At 59.7% G+C, this 12,858-nt stretch carries 16 protein-coding genes; 9 read left to right on the plus strand and 7 right to left on the minus strand.

Annotated elements, in window-relative coordinates; translation table 11 throughout:
- Positions 1–65 precede the first annotated feature (65 nt).
- Positions 66–1,097: a transporter gene (locus ACMX25_RS15440; protein ID WP_414950840.1), complete on the minus strand. Its 1,032-nt coding sequence runs from the start codon at positions 1,095–1,097 to the stop codon at positions 66–68.
- 250 nt (positions 1,098–1,347) lie between these two features.
- Between ACMX25_RS15440 and ACMX25_RS15445 the strand changes: the two genes are divergently transcribed.
- The 3 genes from ACMX25_RS15445 (at position 1,348) to ACMX25_RS15455 (ending at position 2,887) form a co-directional block, all read left to right on the plus strand.
- Positions 1,348–1,680, plus strand: a complete 333-nt coding sequence (locus ACMX25_RS15445) for a hypothetical protein (RefSeq protein WP_414950841.1) — start codon at positions 1,348–1,350, stop codon at positions 1,678–1,680.
- Positions 1,681–1,858: 178 nt separating this feature from the next.
- A complete protein-coding gene (locus ACMX25_RS15450) occupies positions 1,859–2,296 on the plus strand; it encodes a response regulator (RefSeq protein ID WP_414950843.1) in 438 nt (145 codons plus the stop codon).
- A 324-nt stretch (positions 2,297–2,620) separates the two neighbouring features.
- A complete protein-coding gene (locus ACMX25_RS15455) occupies positions 2,621–2,887 on the plus strand; it encodes a hypothetical protein (RefSeq protein WP_414950844.1) in 267 nt (88 codons plus the stop codon).
- A 182-nt stretch (positions 2,888–3,069) separates the two neighbouring features.
- On the opposite strand, the gene ACMX25_RS15460 is transcribed toward ACMX25_RS15455, so the two are convergent.
- The gene (locus tag ACMX25_RS15460; protein ID WP_414950845.1) at positions 3,070–4,032 is read right to left on the minus strand and encodes a chemotaxis protein; all 963 of its coding nucleotides are present in this window, start codon (positions 4,030–4,032) and stop codon (positions 3,070–3,072) included.
- A gap of 367 nt (positions 4,033–4,399) precedes the next feature.
- Between ACMX25_RS15460 and ACMX25_RS15465 the strand changes: the two genes are divergently transcribed.
- The 4 genes from ACMX25_RS15465 (at position 4,400) to ACMX25_RS15480 (ending at position 7,820) form a co-directional block, all read left to right on the plus strand.
- Positions 4,400–4,840, plus strand: coding sequence for a CBS domain-containing protein (locus tag ACMX25_RS15465; RefSeq protein WP_299707986.1), 441 nt, complete (start codon positions 4,400–4,402; stop codon positions 4,838–4,840).
- Between the two features lie 267 nt (positions 4,841–5,107).
- Positions 5,108–6,130, plus strand: coding sequence for a diacylglycerol/lipid kinase family protein (locus ACMX25_RS15470; RefSeq protein ID WP_414950847.1), 1,023 nt, complete (start codon positions 5,108–5,110; stop codon positions 6,128–6,130).
- On the plus strand, positions 6,127–6,972 hold the full coding sequence (locus tag ACMX25_RS15475; protein WP_414950848.1) for a metallophosphoesterase family protein: 846 nt from the start codon (positions 6,127–6,129) through the stop codon (positions 6,970–6,972). The genes ACMX25_RS15470 and ACMX25_RS15475 overlap by 4 nt, the downstream gene beginning before the upstream one ends.
- Complete coding sequence (locus ACMX25_RS15480; protein ID WP_414950849.1) at positions 6,969–7,820, plus strand: phosphatase PAP2 family protein; 852 nt, start codon at positions 6,969–6,971, stop codon at positions 7,818–7,820. Before ACMX25_RS15475 ends, ACMX25_RS15480 begins: the two co-directional genes overlap by 4 nt.
- Here ACMX25_RS15480 and ACMX25_RS15485 read toward each other — a convergent pair.
- Positions 7,811–8,209 (minus strand): PPC domain-containing DNA-binding protein, encoded by a 399-nt coding sequence (locus ACMX25_RS15485; protein WP_414950850.1) that lies wholly within the window; start codon positions 8,207–8,209, stop codon positions 7,811–7,813. The genes ACMX25_RS15480 and ACMX25_RS15485 overlap by 10 nt on opposite strands.
- Positions 8,210–8,296: 87 nt before the next feature.
- Here ACMX25_RS15485 and ACMX25_RS15490 point away from each other — a divergent pair, with 87 nt between their 5' ends.
- Positions 8,297–8,686 carry an MAPEG family protein gene (locus tag ACMX25_RS15490; protein WP_414950851.1) on the plus strand — a complete coding sequence of 130 codons (390 nt, stop codon included), beginning with the start codon at positions 8,297–8,299 and terminating at the stop codon, positions 8,684–8,686.
- A gap of 21 nt (positions 8,687–8,707) precedes the next feature.
- Positions 8,708–9,382: an alpha/beta hydrolase gene (locus tag ACMX25_RS15495; protein ID WP_414950852.1), complete on the plus strand. Its 675-nt coding sequence runs from the start codon at positions 8,708–8,710 to the stop codon at positions 9,380–9,382.
- Between the two features lie 2 nt (positions 9,383–9,384).
- Here ACMX25_RS15495 and ACMX25_RS15500 read toward each other — a convergent pair whose 3' ends face one another.
- The 4 genes from ACMX25_RS15500 to ACMX25_RS15515 form a co-directional block, all read right to left on the minus strand.
- A complete protein-coding gene (locus ACMX25_RS15500; protein WP_414950853.1) occupies positions 9,385–10,350 on the minus strand; it encodes a nucleoside hydrolase in 966 nt (321 codons plus the stop codon).
- The gene (locus ACMX25_RS15505; protein ID WP_414950854.1) at positions 10,347–10,736 is read right to left on the minus strand and encodes a cytidine deaminase; all 390 of its coding nucleotides are present in this window, start codon (positions 10,734–10,736) and stop codon (positions 10,347–10,349) included. Before ACMX25_RS15505 ends, ACMX25_RS15500 begins: the two co-directional genes overlap by 4 nt.
- 10 nt (positions 10,737–10,746) lie before the next feature.
- Positions 10,747–12,024 carry a NupC/NupG family nucleoside CNT transporter gene (locus ACMX25_RS15510; protein ID WP_414950855.1) on the minus strand — a complete coding sequence of 426 codons (1,278 nt, stop codon included), beginning with the start codon at positions 12,022–12,024 and terminating at the stop codon, positions 10,747–10,749.
- A gap of 142 nt (positions 12,025–12,166) precedes the next feature.
- Positions 12,167–12,850, minus strand: coding sequence for an HAD family hydrolase (locus ACMX25_RS15515; protein WP_414950856.1), 684 nt, complete (start codon positions 12,848–12,850; stop codon positions 12,167–12,169).
- Positions 12,851–12,858 lie beyond the last annotated feature (8 nt).

Raw genomic sequence — 12,858 nt, forward strand, 5'->3', positions numbered from 1 at the left:
TGGCGGTTTCCTGCTCGGGTCTTCAGCCGTCGCGAAGACCGATGCATCGACCCACTGCCGGTTGTTTACTTGCCGCGCCGCCGGTAGAAGGCCCACCATCCCGCCAGCGCAGTGAAGGTTGCAACGATCGCCACCATCACCCAGAAACCGTGCTTGTTTTCGGCGAGCGGCACGCCGCCAACGTTCATGCTGAAAATCCCCGCGACAATATTGATCGGCAGCGCCAGCACGGTGACCAGCGTCAGCGTGAACAGCGTGCGGTTGCTTTGCTCGTCCGTGCGTGCGGCGATCTCTTCCTGAAGCAGCTTGATGCGTTCGACCAGTCCCGCCAGATCGCCTAGCACCAGCGAAAATTCTTCGGTGGCGTCCCGCAGATCCTGAAGGTCGAGCGTCTCAAGCCAGCGTGGAGGGCGCGCCAGCAGCCGGAAAATCGATCCCGGTTCCGGCGCGAGCAAACGCTGCAGCCTGACCAGCACGCGTCGCGACGCGCCGAGTTCCGACCGAGTGGCGGGGGATCTCATCGAAAGGAAGCGATCTTCTATCCGGTCGATATCGATGCTCGTTTTTCGAACGATTTGTACCAGCAGGTCAGCCTGGTCGCGCAACAGATGGATGAGCAGTTCGGCCGTCGACCGGAAGACCTCGCCATTGCGTACCGACTCTCGCAGCGTATCGATGGAACGCAGCGGTTTCAGCCGCGCGGTGATGAGCAGCTTTTCGCGCGTGTAGACCCATAAGGTTGCGATTTCGGAGGGGCTCACGTCGAAGTTGAACATCACGTCGTTGATGACCGCGAGCAGCGCGCCTTCCTGATGTTCTATTCGCGTGGAATGCGAGCCGTCGCGCAAGTTCTCGAAGAAGGCGTCGGGCAGGTCGAGGTGCGTGCGCATCCAGCGTTCGCTTGCGCTGTTCGCAAGGTCGAAGTGCAGCCAGACGAAGTCGCCGGAAGCGCGCTTGGCGCTGGATTGCGCCAGCCAGTCGAGCGCCCCGGCGGAGTCGATCGGCACGCCGGGCGCGTCCTGCGCGAAACGAAACCCGCACACGATGCCCGAGAAATCCGAGGCGTAGGGAAGCGGGTTGGTTCGTAATTCAGTCATCGAGATTCGGTCATCGTTAGCGGCGGCGGCAGGGGCAGGGGTGGCGGCAATTGCGAGGTCATCCAGCTTTCGATTGTCCCTGCCGGGCATTTCGAATCAAGCAACGATCACCGGATTTGCGTTATTGTTGGTCAAATGCCGCGTGACACAGAAAGTACTTATGGTTGTCACGCCCTGTGGGTAGACTCGCGCGGTGCAAGAGGGCCGTCGGGCGCAGCCCGACTCTTTTCGCGTCATCGGGGAAACACAAATGGAAGATCGCGTCGAGCAGGACGAACCTACGCAAACCACGGCAGATGGACTGACGCGGCTCGCGACGAGCATCGTCGAATTGCTGGGCGAGCAAGCCATCGATAGCCGTCTGGGAGCTAAATTGCTCAAACGTCTGGAGAAAGAAGCGAAGCTGGTCGAGGAGTTGGGGCCGCAACCGCTGAACAAGGCTGAGAAGCGCAGTTTGCGAGACGCGCTGGACGGACTTGAACACGCGGTGCGTCAGGTCGATGCAAATCTGCTGGTATCGGCGAACGCAAAACTACGCTCCACGGATGAATCTTCCAGCAAAAAAGCCAAGACCAAATCCTGAAGGCGGGCTCGCCGGCGCGTTGCGAAGCCTGGAGGGCGCCGGTTTTAAGTCTGTCTGGCTTTATCGGACAAGTGTTTTGGCGGTTTTTTCATGACATCGACACAAACCGCTCGCGGTTAATCGGCAGGTTGGCGCGGAAAATGCTCCGTTTGCTGCACATGCATAAATCTGAGCGGTCATGGTTTCAGTCTCCTTTACTTCAAGCTGCGTGTTATGGACCGATCGGAACGTAGATGCCGACGCCGAACGCTGGCGAATCCTGGTTGTCGACGATAACGCGGCAAGCGCCGAAGGCCTTGCTGCAGCGCTGAGCGCGGACGGTTGCGACGCGCGTTTCGTGCTGAGCGGTGTTGACGCGCTGCAGGCGATTGACGGCTGGGTGCCGCACATCGTGATCCTGGACATCAGCATGCCGGAACACGATGGTTTTGCAACTGCACGTGTTCTACGCAGGATTTCTCCCACCCGAAACGCGGGAATCATTGCGTTTACGGCGCTCGGTGAGGATTATGTGCGCTCGAAAGGGCTACACGCCGGGTTCGATGGTTATTGTCAGAAGGGTAATGCGCCGGGTGTTCTGGTCGACCTGATCAGCCGTCTGGTTCAGGTTCACTAAACGCCGCTCGCTGAGTCACCAACAAGGTGTTCAACAGTACGACGCTCAAAAATTTTCGATTTTCGATGGGTTTCGACCCTACAAATATTTCGACCTCAACGTCCCGGTGAGCCTTTTCCAGGCTCACTCGCGTCCATTTTTCCTGCTCCCGACCTTTTTTGATTATTGGCTTATCGCGAAAAGTGTATTGAAGTTTATGGGGATAAAAATCCGATAGTAGGGGTATACACTGCATTTCATCGACGAAGCAGCCACCGAAAGAAGTTTGACCGCTGCGACGCCTTTCTGAACCAGTCGAACGTCCAACGTATATCGGAGCTCACCATGAAAAAGAATCTTCTCGCATCGTTACTGATCGCCGCCACTGCTTCTATCGCTGTTCCGGCATTTGCCAGCGGCTACGGCCCGGCACCTTCGTATCGCCCGTCGGTTGGCGCTCCGGTTTCGCAACAAGGCATCAACACGCAAACCATCGCTGCGCAAAACAACGCTGAAGCGAACTCGTACGGCGGCGCACGCAACACCGTGTCGCAGTCGGGTTCGAGCCGCGATAGTTCGACCAAGGCACAATCTGTTTTCTTCGGTCAGTAATCCAGTAATTCGGCAGTGTGAGTAGTTTGCAGGCTCCTACGCGCACGGCCGGTACCACGGGTACCGCCGTGATCGCGCCAAGCTTGACGGCCGGATAGTACAGAAGTACAGAATGCACAAACGCCCGTTGAACGTGAGTTCAGCGGGCGTTTGTGTTTGTGTACCTATACGAAAAGACTGTTTCAGGTGCCCGTCATCTTGAGCGCGTCGCGCATTACGGATGCCAGTTCTCCGGCGGCAAATTTGGCCACATAAGCGTTCGCGCCCACCTTGCGCACGTGCTCCTCGTTCGCCGACCCGGACAATGACGAGTGGATCACTACCGGAATCGCCTGCATGCCGGCGTTCGCCTTGATCCGGCGCGTCAGCGTGAATCCGTCCATTTCAGGCATTTCGAGATCGGTCAGCACCAGCGCGATTTCGTCCGCGGCGCACCGGCCGTGTTTTTCCGCCTTGCTCTGTAAATCTTCCAGCACGTTCCACGCTTCCTGGCCGCTCTTGGTCATGATGAACTGCACGCCCATCGCGGTCAGGCTTTGTTCGATCAGGCTGCGCGCGACGCCCGAATCGTCGGCGGCGAGCACTTTGGTACCCGGTTTCAGGACAATCCGGCCGGTGCTCTCTTCACTGATCTCCACTTGCGTCGATGGCAACACGTCGCGCAGGATCTGTTCGACATCCAGTACTTGCGCAAGCCGGGAGCCATCCACGTTGCCGTCGAGACGCGCGAAACTGGTCACCGTCCGTCCGCTCGAATGCGATTCCGCAGACAAAACCTGATTCCACTCGAGCCGCACGATGTCATCGACTTCCTCGACGGCAAAGCCTTGTGTGGTGCGCGCGAATTCGGTGACGAGCAGGATCTTGAGACCGTTCTTCGGCTGGCAGCCCGTGACCTGAGCAAGGTCGATCACGGGGATGATCTGGCCGCGGATATCGGCTACGCCAAGAATCTCCGGGTTGGCGCCGGCGACCACGGTGATTGGCGGCATCGCTAGGATCTCGCGCACCTTGAATACGTTGATGCCATAGAGTTCACGTTGTTCGGAGTCCGGTGCTTCGCCCAGGCGAAACAGGAGCAGTTCGAACATGTTGTTGCCCGCGAGCCGAACTCGCTGTTCGATGTCGTGTTGTGAACTGCTCAAGGTGGTTCTCCTGATCGATTTATGCCGTGCTTCTAAATAGCCGGTTCCTGATTAGCGGCGCGGTGCGGGGAAACTGAAGCACTTTCGGTGCTTTATGCCTGGACTGTTTCACGCCAATCGGGTCACGTGTGCGGCTGCATCGGGATAGACCCTTGAACGCATGAAAAGCAGTGTTTTCCAGCGTTCACGGAGCAGGTCTCTGGCCTATACTTTTTGAATGGGCTGGGTAATATGGATGTAAGGCGCTGGATGCGAGGGTTTCTGCAAACCCGTTGTGAAACGCGTCGTACGATCCGGATGCCAGCTGTCCACCCATGTGAAACGCCCGCCAGCCGGCAGGCGTCGCGCGGTTCAACGGAGGCGTTCGATGGCAACAGTCGCACAAGTTCTTAATTCGAAACCCGATCACACCATCTTCACGATCGCCGATACGGCATCGGTCTACGAGGCTATCGCGATGATGGCGGAGAAGCACATTGGCGCGTTGATCGTGACCCATGGCGAAGCAATTGTCGGCATCATGACCGAGCGTGACTATGCCCGCAAAGTCGTGCTGATGGACCGTGTTTCACGGCAGACTCCGGTACGCGAAATCATGACTTCGCAAGTGCGCTTCGTGCGTCCCGATCAGACCACGGACGACTGCATGGCGCTGATGACTGAGCGTCGCATGCGGCATTTGCCGGTTATCGATGGCGAGAAGCTGGTGGGCATGATTTCGATCGGCGACCTGGTGAAAAACATCATGTCGGAGCAGGAGCTCACCATTCACCAGCTTGAGGGATACATACGAGGCGAGCATATGTAGTTTGCCCGTGAGGACGCAGCGCGGCGTGTTGACGCCGCGCTGCGTTTTATCGTTTTTAGTTGTTCCGCTGCGTATGTATCGTGTTCACGCACTCTGTGCTTATCCTCTTCTTCCACCCTCCTTCCGGTTTTGTTCAGCAAATCAAGTTGTAAGCTAATTGTTATAATTCCTGGGTACCGCGCATCGGCCTGATCGCAGGGGCTGACATTCACGCGCCTGTCCCCTTGCCGAGTTGCGCTCGGCCCTGACCTTAGAGGAGCGCCGTTCATGACGCCCCCCGAACTTTCAACGTCGCCTTCGGTTGCCAATTTCCCTCAAACCAACTCCAACTCCGCGCCGCGCCTCATCGCTGCCGACACCCCGTTTATTATCGTGATGAATGCGGGATCGGGGCGCAAGCAAAGCGATGAAACGCGCGCTGCGCTCGACAGTATCCTCGGGCGGGCTGGGCGAAAGTTCGAGCTTCGCGTGGTCGCCGATCCTTCTCAACTCGCCGATACCGCTCGCCAGGCGGTACGCGATGCAAAAGCGCAAAACGCCGTGGTGGTGGGTGCGGGTGGCGACGGCACACTGTGTGCCGTCGCCCAGGCAGTCCTCGGCAGCGGTTGTGCGTTCGCGGTGCTGCCGCGCGGCACATTCAATTACTTCAGCCGCGACCACGGCATTCCCGCCGACACTACGCAGTCCATCGCTCTCCTGCTCAACGCACGAGCGTTTCCGGTCCAGGCCGGCTTCGTCAACGAGCGCATGTTCCTCGTCAACGCGAGTCTGGGTTTGTACCCGAAGCTGCTGGAAGACCGGGAGATCTACAAGCGCCAGTTTGGCCGCAGCCGCTTGATTGCCCTGTGGTCCGCAGCCGTGACGCTACTGCGCCCGCATCGTCATTTGCGTCTTCACATCGAGCACGATGGCACAATGCATGAGGTCCGGACATCGACACTTTTTGTCGGCAACAATCGCTTGCAACTTGAGCAGATCGGCGTGGCAGAGGCGCCGCAACTGGAGCGCGGTTTGCTCGCAGCGATTGCGCCGCGGGCAATCGGACGCCTTGCGCAACTTGGCCTCACGCTGCGCGGTGCGGCGGGCCGGATGAGCGACGCAGACAACGTCATCAGTTTCGCGTTCAAGCGCATCACGGTGACGCATCCGTCAAAGCGTCAACGACCCGTCAAGGTTGCGACCGATGGCGAGATAAACTGGATCACCCTGCCGCTCGAATTTCGCGTTGCCCCGGAGCCGCTGTTCCTGCTCAAGCCCGAAGCCGACGTTGCCAATGCCAATCGCTCATGACCCTGTTGCTCCAGATTTCCGATCCGCACTTTGGCACCGAACAACCGCTGGTCGTGGCAGCGTTGCTGCGTCTCGCCAATATGCTGCAGCCCGATCTCGTTGTCATGTCCGGCGACATCACGCAGCGCGCCAGACGCGCGCAATTTAGCGCAGCGCGCGCGTTCGTCGATACGTTGGGTGCAACGCCCCTGGTTATCGTGCCGGGCAATCATGACATTCCGCTGTATAACCTTTTCGCGCGTATTGTTCATCCGTACGCGAATTACCGGCGCGTGTTCGGAGACGATCTCGACCCCGTGTTCGAATCGGCCGAGCTCATGGTGATCGGTGTGAACACGGCGCGTGCGTATCGTCGTAAGGATGGCGAAATATCGGCGCAACAAGTGGAGCGCGTGGTGCTTCGCCTCGACCAGGCGACGCCGCGTCAGCTACGGGTTGTCGTCACGCATCAGCCAGTCGTGGCGGCGCGTGCCAATGACATCAGGAACCTGTTGCACGGCCGCGAATATGCCATTCAACGATGGTCGCAGGCGGGCGTGGACCTGATCCTGGGCGGTCATATCCATCTCCCGTATGTATCGCCGCTGCATGTGGCGTATAAGGACTTGCCGCGCCGGATGTGGGCCGTGCAGGCGGGGACATCATTGTCTTCACGCGTGCGTGGAAGGGTGCCTAATTCGGTGAACGTGATTGACTACAATGCGTCGACTAATGGCACGCGCCGTGCGGTTGTCACGCGTTGGGATTTCAATCGGGTGATCGCATCGTTTGAACCCAACATACAACACGAGATCGACCTGGATAACGAGTCGCTCAAGACTCCATTAGCGACGCTTTCATGAAGCAGATTGAAGGGCCGTACACCGGCCTGTTTGAAGTAGCGCACGCAGCCGGTGAGCACGCACTGATTGTGTTTGCGGTCTCCCTGACTCTCGCAATGGTCGTAGTACTGAGCGCGTGGCAACTCGTTCAACGTTATGGATTACCGCGGGAAAACGGCGGCTTGCCGCCCAAGGTCTTGCTGGTCGTGAACTTGACGGTGAGTTTTGCCATCATCGTCGGTGCGGCCGCCTTGTTCGCTGCAATCGCCGATGAAATCGGCGCCGGCGAGACACTCGGCCGCCTGGACCAGGCTTTCGCCGACGGCATAGCGAGCGCGGTTCCTATCGGCGTGATCCGTGCGTTTGCACTCGTCACGCATCTGGGCGATGCATGGGTCCTCGCCGCCTGGTGCGTGCTCGGCGCAGCCATCCTGATCGCGCGGCGCCGGTTCGCACTCGCGATTGGCTTTACGCTCGCGATAGTCGGCAACGGCCTGCTCAATAGCATCATCAAACACATTTTCGAACGCGTGCGGCCCGTGCATGACCAGTCGATCGCCACCGCCACCGGATGGAGTTTCCCGAGCGGCCATTCATCAGGGTCGCTTGTCACCTACGGCATCATCGCGTATGTGCTTGTGCGGGTCGTGCCGGACGGCTGGCGCTTGCCCGTGATCGTGGCAGCCACACTGATTGTGGTCACCACGGCGAGCAGCCGCGTATTCCTGCGCGTGCATTTCGCGAGCGACGTGCTCGCGGGTTTTGCACTGGGAACGATCTGGCTGGTGGCGTGTATCCTAAGCATCGAAATGGCACGCAGATATTGGTCGAGGCCGGGGGCGGCGGCGAGGTCGCGGCATCAGTCCTGAGGGTGTATCGACAGCTCGGGGAAGCCGGTGCCAGAATCCAGATCACGTGAGAAGCGCACGCCCTCCAGGCAAACAATCAGGATTTCCGCCGTCGTCCGCACAATGCATCCGGGCGATACATGGCCGCCGACCACGCGGCCTTCGGCATTCGAGACGGCCATGTGAAGATGTGCGCCGTCGGCGGAAAGCGAGCCGGCCAGCGTCAGGATTTCGAGGTCACCGTCAAGCCGCGTTGGCTCGTCGAGACCCGCGTAACGCAGGTTCGCCACGCGCAGGCTGCCGATGCCCTGCATCACGAACGCGGCTCCTATGCCTTGGTCTCGCGCAATTGCTTCGAGCGCGGCACGCAGGTCGTCGCCGGGAACCAGACGCACGGGAAGTGTTTGCATAAGTTACGCCCCAAGGCTAAGCAGTGTTTCAATGATGGCATGATGATTCCGGTTTCGCACAACGCCACTCTCAAACCAATACTTCCCATGACAACCGAACTTCATATCCTCGCCTGGACGCTAGTGCTCGCCCTTATTCAGGTGCTGCTGCCATCGGTGGTGCGCACCCGCGAGACGGGGATCGGACATAACGGCGGACCGCGCGACCAGCCGGGGCCGCCCGTCGGCAAGGTGACCGGGCGTCTGATGCGTGCCCAGAGCAACCTGTTCGAGACCTTGCCCGTGTTCGCCATCGCCATCCTGATCGCGCACATGGCCGGCCGTGAAGGTACGCTGACGCTTTACGGCGCGTGGTTGTACATCGTCGCGCGCGTGGTCTACGTGCCCTTGTATGCGGCGGGAATTCCGTTCCTGCGCTCGCTCGTATGGATGGTCTCGCTTTTCGGCATCGTTCTCGTTCTCGTCCCTATCATCTGATCTGAAACTGGAGTCCAGTCAATGACTGCTTTGCTTACCACCATCGACGTGGAAACTGCGCCAAATCCCGAGTACGCCGTGATCCTGATGCACGGCCTGGGCGCCGACGCCAACGATTTCATCCCGCTTGTGCCCGAGCTGCGCCTGGGTGATTTGCCCGCCGTGCGTTTCGTTTTCCCGAACGCTACTGAAATGCCGGTGACCGGCAACAACGGTTATGTGATGCGGGCGTGGTACGACATTTTGTCGTTCGAAGGCGTGAACCGCCGGGTCGATGAAGCCGGGTTGAAGGCATCGTGTGAACGGATTCGCGAACTGATCGCGCGGGAGAACGAGCGTGGCATTCCGACTTCGAAGATATTCCTGGCCGGGTTTTCGCAAGGTGGGGCAATGACGTACACGGCAGGGCTCACCCATCCCGAGAAACTGGCGGGACTGATCGTGCTGTCTGGTTACGTGCCGTCGCCGGGTTTGATCGATGCGTCGTTTAGCGAAGCAAATCGCGATACGCCGATATTCGCCGCACATGGCACGCAAGACCCTGTGCTACCCATTGAACTGGCGACCCAAGGCCGCGACTTCGCGCTCGCGCACGGTTGCAAGCTGGAATGGCATACCTACCCGATGCCGCATTCAGTCTGTGCTGAAGAAGTCGAAGCCTTGCGCGTGTGGCTAGGGGCAAGGCTCTCCAGTTAAAGTTAAAGCGTCTTGAGCAAGGTGTTTTTGTATAGATCGAGCATGCCCGCCGCATCCACGCCGATGCAAACCGACTGCGTCGGACGGGTGTCCCAGTCCGGCGCGGGAACGCGCATGGTCGACGGTTTTTGTATCGTCTGACCCGTCGCGATACCGTTGGTCAGCACCCGCACGGGGCCGTGGCGCACCGTATAAAGATGCGGCGCCAGCACGTACGCTACCGCCGATGAATCATGCACGTAGATGCCTTCGAGTCCGGCGCTGGCGTGGTGAAACTGCGCGTAATGCCTTGATACGTCCCACACGAAACGGCCGGCCTCACCGGCGCCATCACGGATCGATGCCAGCCAGTCGTTCGGCATGATCGTGTTTTGCGTGACGTCGAGGCCGACGAGCGTGACCGGCCACGCCGCGCCAAGGACGAGATCTGCCGCATCCGGGTCGCACAGGATGTTGGCTTCAGCCGCCGGCGATACGTTGCCGAGCACGCCGGCCGTACCAAACGCGCCGCCCATGATGACGACCTGCTTCACCAGCGCGGCAATGTCCGGGTCGGCTTGCAGTGCGTGTGCGAGATTCGTCAATGGACCGACCGCGATCAGCGTCACTTCACCGGGAAGGGCGCGAATCGTATCGATCATGAATTGATGCGCGGGGCGCGGATCGAGCGTTGTATCGGCGGGCCGGTTCAGCTCGATATTGCCGAGGCCGTTGTCGCCATGAATCCAGCCGAGCGGCGCAGGCGGTGCGCGATGCAACGGCGCCGCCGCCCCGCGTGCGACCGGCACGCCGGGCGCAAAACGCGAGCGCAGGTAGAGCGCGTTGGCCGTGGTCGTTTCTATGGTTGCGTTGCCGAACACGCTCGTGATGCCAAGGAGTTCGATCTCGGGATGCAGCGCCTGGAACACCAGCGCCATGGCGTCGTCGACACCTGGGTCGGTGTCGTAGATGACCTTATGCTTTGTCATAGGTAAAACGCGTCGGGGAGTTGTTCGCGGGCCGTGGTGTCGCGGATCGCGCCATTGAGGTTGCCAAGGCGGATGGTCAACTCGGGGCCGCCCAGTTCAATGATCACCTGACGGCATGCGCCGCAGGGCGCAATGGGTCCGTCCGTGTCGCCGATCACGGCGAGCGCTGCGAATTGGTCGCGCGTGTAGCCTGCGGCAATTGCGCTGAAAAACGCGGTACGTTCCGCACAATTGCACAATCCGTACGATGCATTCTCGACGTTGCAGCCATCGAATACACTGCCGTCTTTGGTGAGCAAGGCTGCACCCACCTTGAACCTGGAATAGGGTGCATAAGCGCGTTCGCGAGCGTTCTTCGCGCGTTCGAGCAACTCGTCCATCGTCATGATTTTCTCCTCAGTTCAGTGTCAGGAACATGCCCGCGATCGTCGCGCTCATCAGGTTCGAGAGCGTGGCGGCGAGCACGACCCGCAAGCCGTAGCGTGCCACTTCCGCGCGCCGCTCCGGCGCAACCGCGCTGAAGCCGCCGGTTAATACAGCGATCGACGAAAAGTTTGCGAAGCCGCACAGCGCGAAAGACAAGATCGCTATGGTACGCGGATCGAGTACCTGCAATCCAGCCGCGGCGACGCTGGCGGAGTCCTTCAAATACGGAGACAGCGACGCGTACGCCACGAACTCGTTGAGAATGAGTTTCTGCCCAAGGAAATTGCCGGCGAGCGCGGCCTGATCCCAGGGCACGCCGATCAAATAGGCGATGGGCGCGAACACGGCGCCGAGCACGGATTGCATCGATACATTGGGGTCACCGAACCAGCCTCCAATGCCGCCCACAATCCCGTTCAACATCGCGATCAGGCCAACGAACGCAATCATCATGGCGCCGACCATGACCGCGATCTTCAGGCCGACGGTTGCTCCCGAACTGGCGGCTTCAATCACATTGGCCGGGCGTTTTTCATCGAAGTTCATGTTTTGAAGCGTGACGCGGCTGGCTTCGCTCGTCGGGTGGATGATCTTGGCGAACAGCAATCCGCCCGGTACGGCCATGAACGACGCAGCAAGCAGGTATTCGACCTTCACGCCGAGACCGGCATACCCTGCGAGCACCGAGCCCGCGACTGCAGCCATGCCGCTCGACATGACGGCGAACAGTTCCGCGCTGGTCATGTCGCGTGCGAACGGCTTCACGACCGCCGGCATTTCGCTTTGACCGAGGAAGATGGTGGTGACGGCCGAGAACGATTCGATCTTCGATACCCCGAGCAGCTTCTGGAAGATCGTACCGAGCACGATCACGATCCATCGCATGATGCCGAGGTAATAGAGCACTGAGATCAGTGCGGTCACGAAGATGATGACGGGCAGCACGCGAACGGCGAAGACGAAACCGCCGCTGCCGAAGAGGTCGAACATCTTTGACTGGACCAGGCCGCCGAACAGGAACTCAATGCCTGCGTTGCCGTAGCCGAGTACATGATTTACCCCCGCCGCCGCCGCGGAGAGTACGTTCTTGCCGAAAGGAACGAACAGGATGAAGGCGCCAATGCCCACCTGCACCAGCAGTGCAGGCACGATGGTGCGCAGGCGAATACCGCGGCGATTGGTGGAGAAGATGAAAGCGATGAGCAGCAGTACGGCGATGCCAAGCAGATTGCGCGCGATCAGGGCCATGTCTCGTTTATATGATTATCAGAGGAATGCGCGGATGCTACGCCAAGTGAAGCGTTTAGAGAATAGGGCGAGGTTCGACGAAACCGCGTGCTTGCGGGGTGTCTGCGGGAACCCGCCCTGACGCCTCAGGCAAACAAAAACCCTACGCGAATAGCTCGATGACCGGCCAGTCTCGCTCGGCTGCAATCGCTCGCAATTTCGCATCGGGGTTGGTTGCAACCGGATGCGTGACACGTTCCATTAGCGGGACGTCGTTGACGGAATCACTATAGAAATAGCTTGCCTCGAAATCGGCGAGTTTCAGTCCCTGCGAAGCCAGCCATTGCTCGGTGCGGACAATCTTGCCTTCGCGGAATGTCACCACACCCACCGAGCGCCCGGTGTAACGTCCGAGCGGATCATCGCCTTCAGTGCCCAGGTCGATTGCCAGCAGATGCTCAACGCCGAGCGCCTTTGCAATGGGCGCGGTGATGAACACATTGGTCGCCGTAACGATGCAGCACAGGTGCCCCGCCTCAAGATGGCGGCGCAGCAGCGCAATCGCTTCAGGGCGGATAGCCGGTTCGATCACCCTCTTCATGAATGCCGCATGCCACGCGTCAAGCTGCGCTCGCGGATGACGCGCGAGCGGTGCAAGCGTCAGGTCCAGGTACTCATCCATGTTGAGCGTGCCGGCGACGTACTGCTGATAGTACGCATCGATTTCCTGCGCGTGGTAGGCACTGCCCTCGAAACCCAGCGTGGCGTAGAAGCGAGCCCACGACTGATCGCTGTCCAGCGGTAGCAATGTGTGATCCAGATCGAACAGCGCCAGAGTACGACTCATCCGTATAG

This window comes from Caballeronia eucalypticola, assembly GCF_047608185.1.
Classification (GTDB): Bacteria; Pseudomonadota; Gammaproteobacteria; order Burkholderiales; family Burkholderiaceae; genus Caballeronia.